Consider the following 17,260-nt stretch of genomic DNA (forward strand, 5'->3'; position numbering starts at 1 on the left):
CCTACCAGGCCGACCACGCGGTCGTCGACTCGTCGCGGACGTACAACCGGTTGATGTCCTTCGCGACGGCGCTGTCGCCCTCGTAGTCCAGTTTGTCGAAGTCGTAGCCGTGGGCGTCGTCGCGGATGTGGATGCCCTCGACGGTGAACTCCTCGTCGCCGAAGGTCTCGGTCTCGCCGACCTGGAACTGATAATCGCCGGGGACCTGGAGCTTGAAGCTCTCGGTCTCGTCGTGGCGGCCGTCTTTGGGATGCATGGTGACGTTGACGGCGACGTTCCCGACGGCTCGGGACCAGATGGTCTCGACGGCGCTGGTCGGTGCCTCCTCCTCGCGGCCCTCGGCGGTCTCTAAGCTGGTGATCCGGGCGGTCACGACGGCTTCCTCGGTCTCTAAGAGGAACTCCTCCCCGACCGCGAGTTGTTCGTCTTCGGGGACGTCGACCTGGGCGGTGAACGATTCCCCGTCCTGGGAGACGACGACGTTCCGTGGGACAGTCGTCTCCTCCGGGAGCTGTTCCTTGTGGACGTGGTCACATTCGGTACACCGGACAGTGACCTGGCCGCCCTCTTTCAACACTTCGTGGACGGTCTCGACGTCGGGCGAACAGGCGGGACAGGGGAGGCCGACCCGTTCGCCGGGTGAAACTGTAGTCATACGTCGGCGTTGACGGGCCGGGCGTAAATGGTCGTCGCCACGCCCAGGTCGTGCAGGCCGCTGGCACGGTCAGACCTGACAGACGTGGGCTGTCCCGTCACTCCTGACCCGACAAAACTATCTTGGAGTCAGCGGTTCAACAGGTAGTCGATGCCTCGATATCGGCCCGCTGACGCGTTGAACGTCGGTATCGTTCTCCTGACGGCGCTACTGGGGGTTGCCCTCTGGCCACGGCTCCCCGCCGAGATGGCGATCCACTTTTCGGCTTCCGGAGTGCCGGACAACTACGTCCCGAAAGCCGTCGGCGTCGCGTTGCTGCCGGCGATCATGCTCGCGGTGTTCCTGTTCGTGAAGACGGCATTCAGCTACGACCCACCGAGCGACTCCCGCGTTCCAACGGTCGTGACGGTCGCGACGACGGGTTTTCTCGGCGCGCTCCACGCGCTCGTCCTCGCCTGGAACGTCGGCTATCCGGTGCCGATGGACTCCGTCCTGGTCGGGGCGCTCGTGTGGGCGGTGGCACTGTGTGGCTACGTCTACCGCCGGGAAGGGGTCTCGCTCACGTGACCGGTCACTCGGCCGATGGCAACTCGATCCGGTCGCCGTCGGCGTACACCGTCGGTTCGGTCAGGATACCGTCCAGGTGGATCGGCACGTGGGTGTCCCCACCGATCGCGTGGTCGTCGCCGACGGCGATGTGGACTGTCCCGCCGGCTTTCTCGTCGAGGAGGACCGATCCAACCAGTTCCGTCACGGCGACGTTCGTCCCGATGCCCAGTTCCGCCAAGTTGTAGGCGTCCCGCCCGACCTCCTCGGCGGCCGCGTCGAGTTCCCGCCGAACGTCGGGGTCGTCGATCTCGGTGACGAACCCGTCCTCGACTTCGAAGGTCAGGTGCTTTCCGTCGAGTTTCCCGTGTGGGCGCATCGTCCCGTCGACGACGAACCGGCCGTCGGCTGTCTCGGGGGCGACGAACACCTCGCCGGCCGGCAGGTTCGACATCTCGCCCGGTTCGTGGACGATTCCGGTATCGAGTCGCCACTCCCGACTGCCGAGGCCGAAGGTGATGTCGGTCCCCTGTGGGGAGGTGACCCGGATCTCGCCGGCGTCCCGAACCTGTTCGAGGACCGCTTCACAGTGCTCGCGGATGCTGTCGTAGTCGGCGTCCAGCCCCATCAGGAACACGTCCTCTGTGATACCGGGCAGCGTCGCGACCCGAGCGCCGGCGGCGTTGGCCTCGCTACGGGCGTCGGTGTGGCTCAGGCTCTTGGTCGTCGGCGCCAACACCACGTCCGCGGTCCGCATCGCGCCGGCGACCGGCGCCGGTGGTTCCTCTCCGTGTTGGTCCCCCGGCGGGTATCGAACGAAGACGGTGTCCTCGGTGATCTCGGCGGCGACCCGGGCGAGGGCCTCGCCGATCGCCTTGCGCTTGTCGTCGGTGACGACCGCACAGGATTCGTCGGGTTGGAGGTTCAGACACTGCTTGATGGCTGTCTCTGCTGGCCGTCTGAGCGACGAGTTGTCCATACCGACGGGTCGGTCGGGAGCGGATTAACTCTTGGTACGGGAGAGCCAGCCGACCCGGCGCTGTCGGCACCCGTCGTGTGACGCGACCGCCCGAGAGTACAACGATCCGAGTTAATTTCTATAACTATTAACCGTAAAGAATATCGTCGTCTCCCGAGAACGCCTTGACATGCTCCATGTGGGCATCAACGGCTTTGGCACGATCGGCAAACGAGTCGCCGACGCGGTGCGTGCCCAGCCCGATATGACCGTCGCTGGCGTCTCGAAACGGACACCGAATTTCGAGGCGACGATCGCACACGACCGTGGTTACGACCTCTATGCGGCCGGTGAGGACGGCCGCGCTCCGTTCGACACCGCTGGACTCCACACCGAGGGGACGGTCCACGATCTCGTCGCGGCCAGCGACGTCGTAGTCGATACGACGCCGGGCGGGATCGGGGCGAAAAACGCCGACCTCTACGCCGACTACGACACGCCGGCGATCTTCCAGGGCGGCGAGGACCCCGACGTAGCCGAGATGAGCTTCAACGCCAGAGCGAACTACGAGTCCGCGTTGAACGCCGACACCGCCCGCGTGGTCTCGTGTAACACGACCGGCCTGTCACGCCTGTTCGCCCCGCTGCGGGAACGCTACGGCATCGAGAAGGCCCGGGTGACCCTGGTCCGGCGCGGCGGTGACCCCGGTCAGACCAGTCGCGGGCCGATCAACGACACCCTCCCCGATCCAGTGGAGATCCCCTCCCACCACGGCCCCGACGTCCAGACGGTCTTTCCCGACATCGACGTCGACACAATGGGGATGAAAGTGCCGACGACACAGATGCACACCCACAGTGTCAACGTCACGCTGGAGTCGACCCCGTCGGCCACGGCGGTCCGGGAACTGCTGACGGCGGAGTCCCGGCTGTTTCTCATCCCGGAGACGCTGGGGATCGACGGGGCCGGGAAGCTCAAAGAGTACACCCGCGACGCCGGCCGTCCGCGGGGTGACGTCTGGGAGAACTGCATCTGGGCGGAGTCGGTCACCGTCGAGGACAACGACCTCTATCTGTTCCAGGCGATCCACCAGGAGGCCGACGTCGTCCCCGAGAACATCGACGCCGTCCGCGCGCTGTCCGGACGGACCCCCGACGCCGCCCGTAGCATCAGCCGGACCGACGAGGCACTGGGGATCGGACGCGGCCTGGTCCAACACGGTGGAAGCACCGCCCGGCGGACAGCCGACGACTGATCGCCCTGGCTGTCGTGACGCCGGCCACCACGGGACCGTTACCCGAGTTCGTGGAACGTCAGGTCCCCGCTCTCGGTGTCCAGCGTCGCGACCGAGAACGCCTCGGGCGCCGGCGGGATGGCGATGCCACCGGGGTTGACCCGGACCGTCCCCTCGTACTCCTCGGTCCCACGCTCGTGTGAGTGCCCGTGGAAGACGTAGTCGTAGTTACCACACTCGACCAAGGCGTCGACGATGGCGCCGCTGGTCCCGTGATACACTGCGGTTTCCGCGCCGTCGAGCGTGATCTCGCCCATCTCACCCAGGTACGTCCCGAACTCCGCGACGGTCGACTGGACGGCCCACTCGCCGTCGTTGTTGCCCCGCGCGGCATAGAACGTCCAGTCGCCCTCGAAGGGTGTCACCGAGAACGGCGCGACGAAGTCGCCACAGTGGACGACCGCGTCGACGTCCGCCTCGCTGAAAGTCTCGACTGCGGCCTCGACTAGCGCCAGGTTGTCGTGCGTATCGGAGACGATGCCCACGTGCATACCCACTCGTTCCGTCGCGGCTGTCAAGAACGTACCCCCGCGGCGCCGTCCCGCGAAGCTTTTGTCCCGCTGGCGACAATCCCATTCAATGGCAGGGGGCATCCTCGACACGATCGGCCTGCTGACGGTCGTCGTGTTCGCCGTTCCCGTCGCGCTGTTCGGCGCAGAGCACCTGCTCCGGGGCGAGTTCGTCGCCGGCGTCGGCTTCCTGGGGATCGCTGCCGGGATGGTCGCCGTCGAGCGATATCTGGTCACCCCGACCGACGTGCCGGCGATGGCCGCGGAGAAGACCGTCGGTGCCGTCGCCAAAACTGACGATCCCGACGAAGACGAGTAGGGCAGGTCGCGCGAGCCGTCAGTCGGCCGCGAGCGGTTCGCTGGCTTCCTCCAGCAGTTCCTCGATGGAGCGCTCACTTGGCTCGTTCTCCAGGAGGACGTCGATGGGCAGCGTCGGTGCGCCGTCGACGAGGTTCTCCAGCAGGACCAGCCGTTCGCGGGCCCGCGACATCCCGACGTAGAAGACACGGCGTTCGTTGTCGGTCAGCGTCGGCACGGGGCTCGTGTGTTTGGTGAACTCGTCGACTCCGGGCACCTCGATGCCGTTCTGCTCGACGGTCGCGGCCATCTGCTCGACGACTTTCTCGGTGAGGTCGGTGGCGACGAAGACGTGGTCGGCCTCGCGACCTTTCGCGGAGTGGATCGTGCCCACACGGACCCGATCGGCGTCCATCCCGCGGTAGTCGCCGGTGAAGTAGGCGCTGACGGTCCGCTCCTGGAAGTTCGTCACCTTCCGCAGCATGTCGCCGGCGGAGGCGGCGTCGGGGACGAACGGGACGTGGTCCCGGACGACGTCCGGCGAGATCTCGATCTCGGCGATGTCCTCTTTGACGTGGTTCTCCTCGATTTCCTCCAGTTCGTCGAAGAAGTCGTCCCGCTCGCCGGTCCCGAAGGCCGAATCGGCCAGCATATCGGCCAGCCGGCGTGCCTCCAACACCGAGAGGTGTTCGTCGTTCTCGATAGCCTCGACCCCGCGGACGTACTGTGTCAGCCGGTCGGTCCACATCCGCTGGTCGGTCAGACAGGAGAAGGGGATCCCCTCGTCGATGAACTCGTCGATGAACTGGAACATCTGGTAGCGGGCCCGGAAGAGGACCATCACCGTCTCGTCGGACTCGCCGACGGTGGCTTTGACGTTCCGAGCCAGATCGAACATCGAGGGGTTGGGGACCGCCTCGACCCGGCCGCCCTCCTTGCGCGGGTTGAGGTCTTTCTCCTGGCGTTTCTCGATGTGGCGGACCTCGCGGTTGACCACGTTGAGGATCTGGGAGGGGAGTCGGTAGGAGTTGGGGAGGATCTCGTCCTCGGTGACGTCCTCTTCGAGCAGCAGGTCGGGGTCGGCCCCCTGCCAGGCGTAGACGACCTGGTCGTCGTCGCCGGCGATCAGCACGCGCTTCATGTGGGGTTTCCACTCCTGGTAGACGTCGTACTGCAGCGTCGTGATGTCCTGGAACTCGTCGATGATTAGGTAGTCGACGTTTGGCAGCAGCGAGCGCTGAGCGACCCGTTCGAGCATGTCCGCGAAGCCGATGACGTCGTTGTCACCCTTGTACGTCCGCCAGCCACGGATCGCCTCGGGCACGTCGACGCGGTCGTCGTCGGTCGGCCACGTCGGCGTGTACTTGTTGCCCGTCTGGGCGTTGTCGTCGATCTCGGGTGGGAGGCGGACCTCCTCGTCGTCCCACTTGAACGGCACGTCGTACCAGTCAGCCACGTCGCGGCGGGTCCGCTGGAGCCACTGGCTCGTCGCGATGATCTTGTTACCGAGCGTCGTCGAGCGGGCCGACCGCCGACGGGACCCCTCGTACTCGTCCTCGTAGTCGATCCCGAACTGATCACAGAACTCCTCTTTGTCGTCCTCGCCGACGACGTCGCCACGCGAGAGGTTCAGCAGTTCGTAGGCTTTCGCGTGCATCGTACAGACGTTCCCACGGAGGGCTCGGGGCGTCACGTCCAGCCGTTCGGCCAGCCGTTCACGGACCTCGGCTGCCGCCGCACGCGTGTAGGACACGACGAGTACGTCCCGGAAGTCGACGTCGTCGTCTTCCAGCAGTTCGTCGACACGGTCGAGGAGGGCCGTCGTCTTCCCGCTGCCGGGTCCACCGAACAAGCGGACGACCTCGGTGGTCGGTTCAGTCATTGAAACGATAATAGAGGCGCGGACGGATAAACGGCGCGCTTTCGCGACCCGCCGTCAGCGGTACAGTGAGACGTACAACATCGCGAACCCGATGATGAACGGGACGGTCTCGGCCATCTGGAAGAACACCCGCACCAGCGCGTCGACGTTGGCCGCCCCCAGTTGGGTGATGACACTGGAGACTGCGACCCCCATACTGATGAACGCGAACCCGACGAAGGCGTACTGAAGGCGTTCCGAGGGCCGTTTTCGATACGCCTGGAAGCTGATGAGCGTGATCCCCAGTGTCAGCCCGAACACCACCATCCGCATCAAAACGAGCACACCGCGCGCGATTGCGACACCGTCGGCCATCTTGTCACCTCTGTTTGCCCACCGGGGTCGTAAACATTCGCGTCGGCACGGTCACTCGGGGTTGAGTTCGTCCCAGAGCTGGCCGAACCGGTCGGGGAGGTTCTCCTCGCGATAGATGCGGACCTTGTACTCCTCGTCTTCCAAGGAGATGACTGTCGACTCGAAGTTCGACTGGTACACCTTGTAGTGGTTCCCGTCCTCGGCGACGAGCGTCTGGTCTTTGATGAGGTTGTACTCGTCGAGCATCTCGATGCGGCGATACACCGTCGGCAACGAGAGGTCACACTCCTCGGCGAGTTCCTTGGCCGACTGTGGCTCCCGACTGATGGCGGCCAGCACGCGCCGTGCGTGCTGATCGCCGATCGTATCGAGAATCTCTTCGATACTCTTGTCGTCCGGCACTACCGTCCAATTCTCCCGGGGCAGTAAAAGCGTTTCCGAGCGCCGGGGTCCTTTCACGCTCAGAAAACACTGCCGCCGATATATGCGACTGGCAGTAGAACCCGTAGCTGCGGATCGCGTTCAGGTGAGACGATGTCCGGAGACAACCTCCGTCGCATGACGACGGACACGACCGTGGGCGAGACACCCGACGAGCAACTGACCCCTCTCGGCGGGACGGATCGTCCGGAAGTCGAGAGTGGCACCATTCCGGAGCCGCTGTTGTCTTCGGTCATCGAGGACGTTGCTGACGGTGATCTCACCGTCGACGACGGCCTCGTGACCCAGAGCCTGGACGAGATCCTGCTCGCGATGATCGCGCTGGCCGACGACGAGACACACGGTACCGGACTCATGGAGGAACTCTCGCGGCTCTTCGATGCGGATCTGAGTCCGGGGACGGTGTACCCGCGTCTACACGACCTCGAGGCCGAAGGCCAACTCCGGATGCACGAACTCGTGCAGACTAAGCAGTACTCGATCGACGACGCGGCAGCAGCCGAATCGAAGATCGAGGACGCGATGTATCAACATCTCGCGATCGGACTGTTCCTCCACGCGTCACTCGACGGCGTCTAATCGCTCTCTCCCCGAGGTCGCCCCGGCGACTCCTGACCCCAGTCCCGGGGTCGACCCGTGTTTTAGCTGCTGAGAGCTACCGCTGGCACAGTTGATCGCCGAAAAGTCAGTTGACCGGGACCCCGTCAGTTTACAGGTGTCCACCCGCACACCGAGCACTCTGTCGCCGCGTCGTCGTGGAGACCGCCACAGTCGGGACACTGCTTTTTGTTGTAGTTCTCCTCCCAGGCGGCCGTCTCAACGTCGTGGCCCCGTTGGGAGAGGAACTGGTCGAACATATCGTCGCTGCTCGGTGCGGACGCCATACGTGATATGCTATACCACACCACCATATAGGTCTACCGATACCCGGAAAGATTTGCCCGTGACGTCGGATTTCCCCTTCAATTTTAGATTTCAGTAGTTATATTATGGAGAAGATCGGTGAATTAGTCGATGCGTGAGACGGTTCGACGCCGGACGTTCCTGACTGCCGTCGCGACGACGGCGGTCGGGCTCGCCGGCTGTGGGGGGGACAGCGACGACGATCGACCAACGGCGACCGACGCTGTGACGGACACACCAGTTGCGACGGCGACCGACACCGCAACAGCGACCGAAACTGCGACGCCGACACAGACGCCACAGTTACTTCCCGAGGCCGACTGGCCCTCGTATCACTACTCGGCCGGGAACCTCGGCGTCCACCCGGAGGCGACCGGACTTTCCGGACCACCGGCGACGAGTTGGACGTACGATCTCGGCACGCCGACCGAGGGATCACTGACGCTCGTCGACGGCACGCTGTTCGTCGGCGCCGGGAGCCTCCAGAGCAGTTCCGACGCGGGTGCGATCCACGCGATCGACGCGGTCTCGGGCGACCAGCAATGGAGAGCAGCGACGGACGGTCCAGTCCACGCGACGCCCGTTCACAAGGAAGGGTTCGTCTTCGCCGGTACCGACACCGGAACCATGTACGCTCTCAACGGGGCCAGCGGCGAGGAGTTCTGGACCTACAGCCCCTCGTCAGGGGCCGGGTTCGGGACGGCCCACGTCGCCGACGGGACCGTCATCGTCGGGACAGGCGGTGGCCGCGTCCTAGAACTACAGCAGAACTCCGGGGGTCGGACCGGACAGACCGACGTGACTGCCGAAGTGCGGACCGCGATCGCCCGCGTGCGAGGTGTCACGTACGTCGGGACCAACAGCGGGAGCGTCTTCGCCCTCGCCGACTCTGCGGCCGACTCCTGGGAGTACGACGAGGGGCGTGGCATCCGCGGTGTCGCCACGGACGGCCGCGCGGTCTACGCGACCAGCCGCGATGGCAAACTGTTGGCACTCAACACCAACGGACGGCTGATCTGGGAGTTCGGAACCGCCAGTCCGGTCCGGCACAACCCGGTCATCGACGGCGAGTGGGCGTTTTTCGGGACCGACAGCGGCGAGATATACGGGCTCGAAGACGGACTCGAACGCTGGAAGACGGAACTCGACACCGCGCTCTCGAACGCCCCAGTCCTCGTCGCGGGGACACTCTACGTCGTCGCCAACGACGGCACAGTGTACGCGCTGGACCGCGCGACGGGGTCGGTCAACTGGTCACACGCGCTCGATGTCCCAGTCGAGCGGAGTACGCCGATCGTCAGCGGGGGGCGCCTGTGGGTCCCGACACTCGCTGGGACCGTCCACGCGATCGGCGGCTGACACCCGACTCACTCCTGCAGACTCGGTCCCGGTTTCCAGGTGTTGCCCTCCAGGACGACGAGGTCGTACCGTTCTAACACCTGGAGCGTGTCGACGACGGCCTGTGCATCGAAGGCGACAGTCATCCCTTCCGGAAGCTGTTGGGCGATCGCGCTCCGGGTACCGCCGTTGATTCGGACGACCGTCTCCAGGAGGATTTCGAGATCGCCGAGCAACGGATCGAGATCCGTCCGCCCGCTGTCGCTGGAGTCCAGCTTGGAGATGACTTCCTCGTAATCGCCGCTGAGTTCCATCGATACGGACACTTCCTTACCGTCTGCGTCCTCGTTCTCGCTCATTGTCCGGAGTATGAACGGTCACCCCCAAAACAATTACCATCCCGCCGGTATCTACCGGTATGTCCGTCGGATACGCACGTCGATCCAGTAAAACAGGCGTATCAGTGCGATGAGTGGGAGAGGGAATCCGACCGTGCTGTGGCTACTCCTGCTGGCAGGAACAGCCACCCTGCTCGAAGAACGTGGCGACCGTGTACTGTGTCCCACACTGCTGGCAGAGGACCTGGGCGTCGAGGAACACCTCGAAGTCGTCGATGTCGATCCGGTCCGTATCCCGAAGCTTCTCGATACGTTCCTCGGTGACCGAGAGCGTCCGCGTCATCAATCGCTGGATACTCTCCAGGTCTTTCTCGATTTTCTCCTGGTCGCTCAGCCCCTCGTACTCCGCACCGCGCCAGTCCTTGAGATACGACCTGATAGCCTGGTAGGTGACGAAGTCCTGCTCTAGATCCTCGACGTCGATCCCGTTCCGTTCGAGTCGGTTTCGCGTATCGGTCCTGACGCCAGTACTGACATCGTCGCCGGTGAGGTTCTCGTAGGTCGTCCGGACATCGCTTTCGAGGGCGCTCATCCCGGCGTCGAGTAACAACTGTTCGAGCAGCCGCTTGTTGAAAAACTCCGCGAGATCCCGGAGACTCATCCGCTCGGCGCCCTCACCCGTCCACCGCGCTTCCAGATCGGCCCCGAGCCCGTCCAACCCGTACTCGTCGATGAGGCGTGCTACCTTACTCGCTGGCCGGTCGTCCGGTGTGTCTGCCATCGTGGTATCCCTAGCGAGAATAGTGACAAAAGGCTACTGAGTCAGATCGAGGTGATGCGGTGGAACTCCGCGTCCAGTGCCTGTGCGTCCTCGGGCAACAGCGCCACGACGAGATACTGGGCGTAGTCCGCGAAGTACGCGACCAGTTCGGCGATCCGGCTCGAATCGATCGCCTCCAGCGAGTCAAGCAGCATGAACGGCACCGTTTCGTGGAGATCGTGGACCAGATATCCCGCCAGCGCGAAGATCAGACCGGTCACCTCGCGCTCGCTCTCGCTCAGGTGTTCGATCGTGTCCTCGTAGGCGGCTCCGTTGTCCGTCGTCCGGACGATGTGGAGTTCGAAGGCCGTCCTGTCGACTTTCTGTCTCCCCTCACGGACCGTCCGCTCGACACGCTCGATCCAGATCCGCTCTAGGTTCTCGTACTCCATGATGTCGAGGATCGCGTCCATGTGTTCGTTGAACTCCTCGACTGCCCCCGCCTCGATCTGGTCGATCTTGGTCCGCTTGTCGGTGAGTTCCTCGACCAGTTCGTCACGCTCGGCCCGGAGATCGTCTGCGCGGTCTAACAGCTCCTCGATCGATTCGATCTCCGAGGAGATGTCGTCGAGGTCCGACTCCAAGCTATCGATCTCGAATTCGAGCTGGTTTGCCTCCTTGTGGAGCGAGAGGATATCGTCGAAGTCCTCGGATTCGAGGTCGTCAACTTCCTCTTCGAGAGTCTGGACCTGGTCGGTGAGTGACTCACGGCGCTCTTTCAACGAGTCGATCTGGTCCTCACGGCGTTCCAGTTCCGTCTCGATGTCCTCGATCTGTCCCTGAACGTCTTCCCGACGCTGTTGTTGCCGTTCGGCTTCGCGTTGCTGGCTCTTGAGATCGTCAAGTTCGGATTTGAGGTCGTTGAGCGCCTCGACCTTCTCCTGGCGTAAGTCCTGCAACCGGGTGACCGTCTCCTCGATCTGTTCGCGTTCGACCGTCGATCCACACGTCCAACAGACGATCGATTCGTCGTCGTCGAGCAGTCTGTCGGTGACCGCGTCCGCCGGTTCGCCCTGCTCGTCGTCGAGCGACTGGATCACGCCGTAATCCTCCTCTTCGAGCCGTTCCTCGTTGTACTGGATGAGACTCTGGAGATCGGAGATCTCCGTGTTGAGTGCCTGTCGCTGATCGCGCAGACGGCTGATCTCGTCGTCGAGATGCTGGTGTTCGCCCATCGGCGTCTCGGGGAGGTCCGAAAGCTCCGATTCGAGCTCCTGGCGTTCCTGTTTCAGCGAGGAGATACTCTCCTCCTGTGTCTCGATCTGCCGGCGGACCGACTCCAGATCCGACCGTGTCGATCGGAGTTCGTCTAGTTTGTCCTCTAACTCCTCCTGCTCTTTCCGACTCTCTTCGATATCGCGACTGTTCGAGTCGATATCGTCTTCTTTCTCGGCCAGTTCGTCTCTTTTTTCCGATATTTGATCTTGTATTTTGCTTTTTTGCTGCTCTAGATCGGGGAGGTCGCGCTTCTTCGATTCTATCTCCGCCAGTTCGTCGTTTATTTCGCCTTTTTCTTCTTCGAGTTGGCGGATCTCGTGTTTGATTTCGTCGATATCGACCGGTCGCATGATGATCTCACGGAGATCGTCACCACGTGCGACCGACTGGCGGGCCTCGTTGGTCTCCAGCAGAAACGCGAACACGTCTGCGACTGCCGGATCGTCGAGGTACCCGCCATCCTCGAACTGGACCGTTCCACCGGTCCGTTTCAGCCGTCGTTCGTACGACTGGCCGCCGATCGATAGTTCCACACTGCCCGTGTCGGCATCGCCTTTCAACGTCGCCTGGTTACTCCCCATCACTGCCATGATAGACTGAAGAAACGACGTACGGTTCGTCGCGTTCTTCCCTGTGAGGACAGTTACACCCGGCGGGATATCGACACTGGTCTCGCTGATGCCCCCGATGTTTTCGACGTGAAACTGCGCCACATCAGAGGACTGTTGAGACATTCCCATATATCCACCCTCAGCCCCAACAGTAAAAAAACTGTTTTATTATCTATCGATACGTTTCGGTACTGCTGAACTCGCAGATGACTGTCTCCGATCGTGTGCCTCTGTTATCCGGTCACTGGCACTAACCAAGCAGCAACGGCATACACTGGCTAACAATCGTACCTTCGTTATTCCACCAGCCAGCGAGTTTCACGTGTGGAGAAGCGATGAGTCCACATCCGGACAGATACACCGAACTAGATTTCGACCGTATTCGAAGTACACTTAGAGTGCTGATCCACCCATATGAATACATATATCGAAATACGTGAGTGAAAATCTAATTTCGCACCGATATTTAGCTTGCAGATCCAAATACCCCCATTACGTACCCACATTTGCGTATTTGTCCTGGGATTTTCCCAGACGATCCCACAAACCCCCAGTTGGGATTAATTCTTGGGAGAACTCGATATAATTTCCCGTTGCAGCCGGTATCTGTGGATACAAAGCCATTTTTTCGTGACGGCCCGGATGAGATGTTCCTAGATTTAGGACATCCACTCGTTGATATCGGTAGCACACTATAGTAACAATCGAACCGATTTACACATCGATCGCACTGCAGTCGTGCGATCGGGTGTGCAGTGGTTTTCGGTGGCTACGGGAGATCGATCGTGGTTTCTATCGCCATAGTCAACAGCAGAAGTGGGCCCTGCCGGATTTGAACCAGCGCTCAATCGGTATCCCACGCCGACGGAGTCCCGTCGACGATATGAGCCGATCGCTTTAACCAGACTAAGCTAAGGGCCCTCTGTATGTGCGTTCTGTAGTGGCGCCCTTTAGCCTATCGGGATTGGGCGTCGTCGACCGTAGTACGGGTACAAACCCTTTTCGCCCGGACGTACCAATATCGTGATCATGGACAGCCGGTGTGGACGTGTCGCGGCGGGAGTGAGCGTCTGATGGCAGCGGCGGGGTTCTGGGCGTTAGTCGGTCTCGCGACGGTGACGGGGCTGGGGACTGCCTGGGCGCTCGGTGCGAACAGCAACTCGCCACCGTTCGCGCCGGCGATCGGGGCCAACGCGATCTCGACGATGCGAGCGGCGTTTCTCATCGGGATTCTGGCTGCGCTGGGCGCGCTCACACAGGGTGGGAGCATCTCCGAGACGGTCGGATCGGGGCTGATCGAAGGGGAGCCGATCACCTCGCTGGCCGCGACGGCGGGATTGTTGACCGCGACGGCGTTCATGGCCTTCGGCGTGTACTCGGGGTATCCCGTCCCGGCGGCGTTCGCCACGACGGGTGCGATGGTCGGTGTCGGTCTCTCGCTCGGCGGGGCACCGGTGTACGACACCTACCGGGAGATACTCCTGTTTTGGGTCCTGGTCCCACCGGTCTCGAGCGGGCTGGCGTATCTCACGGCGACGTTGCTACGCCGGGACGATATCCCCGAGACGGTCAGCGTCCCCGTTCTGGCAGCGGTCGTCGGCGGGATCGTCGCCAACGTCCGGTTGAGTGTCATCCCGTCACCCCCGGGCGAGACACAGGCGTCACTGGCGAGTTTCTTCGGGCAGTTCGTGACGACGCCGGCCATCGGTGGGCTCGAACTCGACGTACTCGCGGTGACAGTGGTTGCTGCGCTCGGCGGGTTCGTGTTCATCCGGCGACGGACACAGGAGTCCGTCGACCGCGGCGTGAAGACGTTCCTGGTCGCGCTGGGGAGCGTCGTCGCGTTCTCCAGTGGCGGGAGCCAGGTCGGACTGGCTACCGGGCCACTGGAGAACCTCTACCGGGTGGAACTGGGGCTGCCGGGGATCGTCCTCCTCGCGATCGGTGCAGCCGGTATCCTCGCGGGCGCGTGGATGGGCGCGCCGCGGCTCCTGCAGGCGACCTCGCGGGAGTACGCCCAACTGGGAATTCGCCGGTCGATCGCGGCGCTGGTCCCGGGGTTCATCATCGCTCAGGTGGCGATCGCACTGGGAATCCCCATCTCGTTCAACAACATCATCATCTCGGGGGTCATCGGTGGGGGTCTCGCGGGCGGGTCGGCCGGCGTCTCCCGGCGGAAGATCGGTGTAACGCTCACCTTCTGGGTCCTGACGCTCGTCGCGTCAATCGGCATCGGCTTCGGTCTCTACCGTGTCTTGGGGACGGCATTGGGCGCTATCTGACGACGGTGACCGTCACCGATGCCTTGCTGACGACGGCAGTCGCGACAGTCCCCAACAACCGATCGACCAGATTCGGCTCGGTCCGTCCGTGCCCGCCCATGACGACGTGGTCGACATCGCTATCGTCGACGAACGCCAGGATCGTCTCGGCGGGATCACCGGTCTCGACGGCCGTCTCAACCGCACGGTCAGTCTCGCTGGCCGTCGTCTCGGCTCGCTCGACGAGTGTCTGGGCCCGTTCGTGGGCCTGCTGACGGCGTTGCTCGCCGGCCCCGACGACGCCACCTTCGCTCATCCCGTCGTCCAACGGCGTCACGACGTTCAGAACCGTCACTCGACAGTCGAAGGTTTCGAGTGCGTGTGACAGCGCCGCGTCGGAGAGCGGCGATCCGTCCAGCGGAACGAGAACGTGGTCCGGGGCCATGCGCTCCATAGCGTGGCGGCGTACAAGATTCTCCCGCCCGGGTGGTCCCCGGGATCGAACTATTTACTCGGCCTGAAAATAACATATTTCGTAGGTTATTTACTGTCTCGGCCGGTTCACTTGGTTGGCAGGCGAACGGGCTGTACCCGTATCCCATCGTCGGTCACCTGTCCCCGGCGATCCGCCCCTCCCCAGGGGCACGATACCACCGTTTCCAGACCGTCCCTGCCACGTCAGTCAGCCACGAGGCACTCTCCGTGCCAGAGTAGTGCCTCGCTGTCCACCAATACCATCGATTGCCTTGTCCACCGGGGCACGCTTCCGGCGTGTCCCGGTCTCCCCATTCGACTGCCCATCAGCGACTGCTGGCTACCCGACCCACGACTGGGGTTCACTCCTCGAAGACCTGTTCGACGTCCGATTTGGCATCGGGAATAACACGTTGCTCGGCACGCCGCATCGACCGGAGTGCCTCGTCGGTGAACTCGACTTCCAGCGACGGGAGCGCTCTGGCGAGTCCACCAAGGACCTCGCCCGGATCGATCTCCAACTCGAAGACGAACGCGTCCCGGTGTTCCTGGAGGGGCGTGCTGTACTCGAAATGGCGTTCGACGATATCGATGGCCTCCTCGTAGTCGTACACCTCCGCCACGGCGGTCCAGAACTCGTCGCTCTCGGCGTCGATCAGGGGCGCGATGTCGTCGCCGAACGTCCGCTGTCGGGACAGTAACGTCTCACGGATCGTCTCACGGCGCTCGCCCCTGACGCTGTTGGCCAGCGAGTTCCAGTAGATATCCCGGGCCAACACGTCGTCGGCATACTCCTCGAAGGGGGTCTCGGAGTCCGCGGCGTAGTCCAACACCGGTTCGAACTGGGCCATGATCTCCCGTTGATACTCCCTGAGTTTCGGGCGGACGACGTGGCGCTCCAGGGGTCGACTGTTCTTCAACAGTTTGCTCGCAGCTTTGCTCCCGCCACCCCGGGAACCACGGAGGACGGCTGCCACGTCGAACGCCGCGTAGGTCTCGTCGACGAGGTCCGAGAGGTACCGCTCGAACCCGTCTTCCACGGCACGTCGTGTCACACTACTGTCTGAGTGCCCCACCATCCTATCCCTTACGCCGGTCCGAGCGATTTATCCCGGCACTCGATAATCTTTCAGTATGACTCAGAGAGTACTGGAACCCGATCCGGTCGCCGATGCCGGCGAGCGGACCCTCGTTGTCGGGGGCGACCGCCCGGTACGTATCTCGGCGGGCCACCGGCTCATGCACCACGACGGGAAGTGTTCGCGTCCGCACGGGCACAACTACGAACTGACGGTCCGGCTCACCGGCGACCTGACCGAGGCGGGGTGGGTCGTCGACAAGGGAGCGGTCACCGACGCCATCGAGGCCTGGGACCACCGCTTCTTACTGGAGGCGGGCGACCCGCTGATCGACGCCTTCGAGGCCAGCGGCGACGGCGACGCCGTCGTCGTGTTAGAGCGGCCACCGACCGCGGAGGTCATGGCGACAGTCCTCGAAGAACGGTTGGCCGAGCAACTCCCGGAGACCGTCTCGACCGTCGCCGTGACGGTCCGGGAGACCGGCGAACTCTGTACCCGCTGATGCCCGTCGCGAGTGACGCTACCGTGCTCGACGAACTCGACACCGCCACAGCGGAGGCCGACGCGCTCCCGATCAACGAGCTGTTTTGCTCGCTGCAGGGGGAGGGACGGTTGGCCGGCACTCCGTCGGTGTTCGTCCGGACCAGCGGCTGTAACCTCCGGTGTTGGTTCTGCGATTCGTACCACACCTCCTGGGAACCGACCGGGGACTGGTACGGGATCGAAGAGGTCCTCGGCGCCATCGAGGGATACGACGCGGACCACGTCGTCCTCACCGGCGGCGAACCGCTCGTCCACGACGCCAGCACCGACCTGCTGGAGCGACTGACCGACCGGGGCTATCACACGACGGTCGAGACCAACGGGACCATCGTCCCGGAAGCACCGATCGATCTGGCCAGCGTGAGTCCGAAACTGGCCTCCAGCACGCCGACCGCCGACCGCGACCCGAAGGGTGACGGCGAGTGGGCCGACCGCCACGAGGACCGCCGGCTCGACGTCGGCACGCTCGCCACGCTGGTCGAGCGCTACGACACCCAACTGAAGTTCGTCGTCACCGGTCCCGACGACATGGACGAGATCGAGGGACTGCTCGAACGGATTCGGACTGCTGCCGACGTGCCCGTCCCCGACGACAGCGTCCTGTTGATGCCCGAAGGACAGCGTCGCGATCGACTCGACGAGACCCGCCCGGTCGTCGCCGACCTGGCGCTGGAACACGGGTACCGGTACACGCCCCGGCTCCACGTCACGCTCTGGAACGACGCCCCGGGAACCTGAT

20 protein-coding genes and 1 tRNA gene are annotated in these 17,260 nt (G+C 63.4%); 8 read left to right on the forward strand and 13 right to left on the reverse strand.

Annotated elements, in window-relative coordinates; genetic code table 11:
• Position 1 precedes the first annotated feature (1 nt).
• The gene (locus P0204_RS08445; RefSeq protein ID WP_276178158.1) at positions 2-655 is read right to left on the reverse strand and encodes an HVO_0476 family zinc finger protein; all 654 of its coding nucleotides are present in this window, start codon (positions 653-655) and stop codon (positions 2-4) included.
• 150 nt (positions 656-805) lie between these two features.
• Here P0204_RS08445 and P0204_RS08450 point away from each other — a divergent pair, with 150 nt between their 5' ends.
• Complete coding sequence (locus P0204_RS08450) at positions 806-1,222, forward strand: DUF1648 domain-containing protein (protein WP_276178160.1); 417 nt, start codon at positions 806-808, stop codon at positions 1,220-1,222.
• Positions 1,223-1,226: 4 nt separating this feature from the next.
• On the opposite strand, the gene P0204_RS08455 is transcribed toward P0204_RS08450, so the two are convergent.
• Positions 1,227-2,180 (reverse strand): aminopeptidase, encoded by a 954-nt coding sequence (locus tag P0204_RS08455; RefSeq protein WP_276178162.1) that lies wholly within the window; start codon positions 2,178-2,180, stop codon positions 1,227-1,229.
• 169 nt (positions 2,181-2,349) lie between these two features.
• On the opposite strand from P0204_RS08455, the gene P0204_RS08460 reads away from it, so the two are divergent.
• Positions 2,350-3,414, forward strand: coding sequence for a type II glyceraldehyde-3-phosphate dehydrogenase (locus P0204_RS08460; protein WP_276178164.1), 1,065 nt, complete (start codon positions 2,350-2,352; stop codon positions 3,412-3,414).
• 38 nt (positions 3,415-3,452) lie between these two features.
• On the opposite strand, the gene P0204_RS08465 is transcribed toward P0204_RS08460, so the two are convergent.
• Complete coding sequence (locus tag P0204_RS08465; protein ID WP_276178166.1) at positions 3,453-3,944, reverse strand: metallophosphoesterase; 492 nt, start codon at positions 3,942-3,944, stop codon at positions 3,453-3,455.
• Positions 3,945-4,032: 88 nt separating this feature from the next.
• Between P0204_RS08465 and P0204_RS08470 the strand changes: the two genes are divergently transcribed.
• A complete protein-coding gene (locus P0204_RS08470) occupies positions 4,033-4,281 on the forward strand; it encodes a DUF7533 family protein (protein WP_276178168.1) in 249 nt (82 codons plus the stop codon).
• An 18-nt stretch (positions 4,282-4,299) separates the two neighbouring features.
• Here the strand turns inward: P0204_RS08470 and P0204_RS08475 are convergent, their stop codons facing one another.
• From P0204_RS08475 to P0204_RS08485, 3 genes are read right to left on the reverse strand one after another with little or no spacing between them, the layout of a single operon-like run.
• Positions 4,300-6,141: a UvrD-helicase domain-containing protein gene (locus P0204_RS08475; protein WP_276178170.1), complete on the reverse strand. Its 1,842-nt coding sequence runs from the start codon at positions 6,139-6,141 to the stop codon at positions 4,300-4,302.
• A 54-nt stretch (positions 6,142-6,195) separates the two neighbouring features.
• Entirely contained in the window at positions 6,196-6,495 is a 300-nt protein-coding gene (locus P0204_RS08480) for a DUF7521 family protein (RefSeq protein ID WP_276178172.1), read from the reverse strand.
• Between the two features lie 51 nt (positions 6,496-6,546).
• Positions 6,547-6,897 (reverse strand): ArsR/SmtB family transcription factor, encoded by a 351-nt coding sequence (locus P0204_RS08485; RefSeq protein ID WP_276178174.1) that lies wholly within the window; start codon positions 6,895-6,897, stop codon positions 6,547-6,549.
• Between the two features lie 156 nt (positions 6,898-7,053).
• Between P0204_RS08485 and P0204_RS08490 the strand changes: the two genes are divergently transcribed.
• Positions 7,054-7,515, forward strand: coding sequence for a PadR family transcriptional regulator (locus tag P0204_RS08490; RefSeq protein WP_276178176.1), 462 nt, complete (start codon positions 7,054-7,056; stop codon positions 7,513-7,515).
• Positions 7,516-7,640: 125 nt separating this feature from the next.
• Here the strand turns inward: P0204_RS08490 and P0204_RS08495 are convergent, their stop codons facing one another.
• Complete coding sequence (locus P0204_RS08495; protein ID WP_276178178.1) at positions 7,641-7,820, reverse strand: HVO_0416 family zinc finger protein; 180 nt, start codon at positions 7,818-7,820, stop codon at positions 7,641-7,643.
• 130 nt (positions 7,821-7,950) lie between these two features.
• Between P0204_RS08495 and P0204_RS08500 the strand changes: the two genes are divergently transcribed.
• Entirely contained in the window at positions 7,951-9,198 is a 1,248-nt protein-coding gene (locus P0204_RS08500) for an outer membrane protein assembly factor BamB family protein (RefSeq protein WP_276178180.1), read from the forward strand.
• An 8-nt stretch (positions 9,199-9,206) separates the two neighbouring features.
• Here the strand turns inward: P0204_RS08500 and P0204_RS08505 are convergent, their stop codons facing one another.
• The 4 genes from P0204_RS08505 to P0204_RS08520 all read right to left on the reverse strand — a co-directional run bounded on the left by P0204_RS08505 (position 9,207) and on the right by P0204_RS08520 (position 13,085).
• Complete coding sequence (locus P0204_RS08505) at positions 9,207-9,536, reverse strand: hypothetical protein (RefSeq protein WP_276178182.1); 330 nt, start codon at positions 9,534-9,536, stop codon at positions 9,207-9,209.
• Between the two features lie 142 nt (positions 9,537-9,678).
• Entirely contained in the window at positions 9,679-10,296 is a 618-nt protein-coding gene (gene rdfA / locus P0204_RS08510; RefSeq protein ID WP_276178184.1) for a rod-determining factor RdfA, read from the reverse strand.
• Positions 10,297-10,337: 41 nt separating this feature from the next.
• The gene (locus P0204_RS08515; protein ID WP_276178186.1) at positions 10,338-12,293 is read right to left on the reverse strand and encodes an archaea-specific SMC-related protein; all 1,956 of its coding nucleotides are present in this window, start codon (positions 12,291-12,293) and stop codon (positions 10,338-10,340) included.
• Between the two features lie 688 nt (positions 12,294-12,981).
• A tRNA-Ile gene (locus tag P0204_RS08520) sits at positions 12,982-13,085 on the reverse strand.
• Between the two features lie 152 nt (positions 13,086-13,237).
• On the opposite strand from P0204_RS08520, the gene P0204_RS08525 reads away from it, so the two are divergent.
• Positions 13,238-14,446: an inorganic phosphate transporter gene (locus P0204_RS08525; protein ID WP_276178188.1), complete on the forward strand. Its 1,209-nt coding sequence runs from the start codon at positions 13,238-13,240 to the stop codon at positions 14,444-14,446.
• Here P0204_RS08525 and P0204_RS08530 read toward each other — a convergent pair.
• Together P0204_RS08530 and P0204_RS08535 are read right to left on the reverse strand one after the other, a co-directional pair.
• Positions 14,439-14,870 (reverse strand): universal stress protein, encoded by a 432-nt coding sequence (locus tag P0204_RS08530; RefSeq protein ID WP_276178190.1) that lies wholly within the window; start codon positions 14,868-14,870, stop codon positions 14,439-14,441. The two genes, P0204_RS08525 and P0204_RS08530, sit on opposite strands and share 8 nt — an antisense overlap.
• Positions 14,871-15,261: 391 nt before the next feature.
• Positions 15,262-15,954 (reverse strand): hypothetical protein, encoded by a 693-nt coding sequence (locus tag P0204_RS08535; protein WP_276178192.1) that lies wholly within the window; start codon positions 15,952-15,954, stop codon positions 15,262-15,264.
• A 79-nt stretch (positions 15,955-16,033) separates the two neighbouring features.
• Between P0204_RS08535 and P0204_RS08540 the strand changes: the two genes are divergently transcribed.
• On the forward strand, positions 16,034-16,480 hold the full coding sequence (locus tag P0204_RS08540; RefSeq protein WP_276178194.1) for a 6-pyruvoyl trahydropterin synthase family protein: 447 nt from the start codon (positions 16,034-16,036) through the stop codon (positions 16,478-16,480).
• A complete protein-coding gene (locus P0204_RS08545) occupies positions 16,480-17,259 on the forward strand; it encodes a 7-carboxy-7-deazaguanine synthase QueE (protein WP_276178196.1) in 780 nt (259 codons plus the stop codon). The genes P0204_RS08540 and P0204_RS08545 overlap by 1 nt, the downstream gene beginning before the upstream one ends.
• The last annotated feature ends 1 nt before the right edge of the window (position 17,260 follow it).

The organism is Haloarcula halophila (assembly GCF_029278565.1).
In the GTDB taxonomy this organism is placed as follows: Archaea; Halobacteriota; Halobacteria; order Halobacteriales; family Haloarculaceae; genus Haloarcula; species Haloarcula halophila.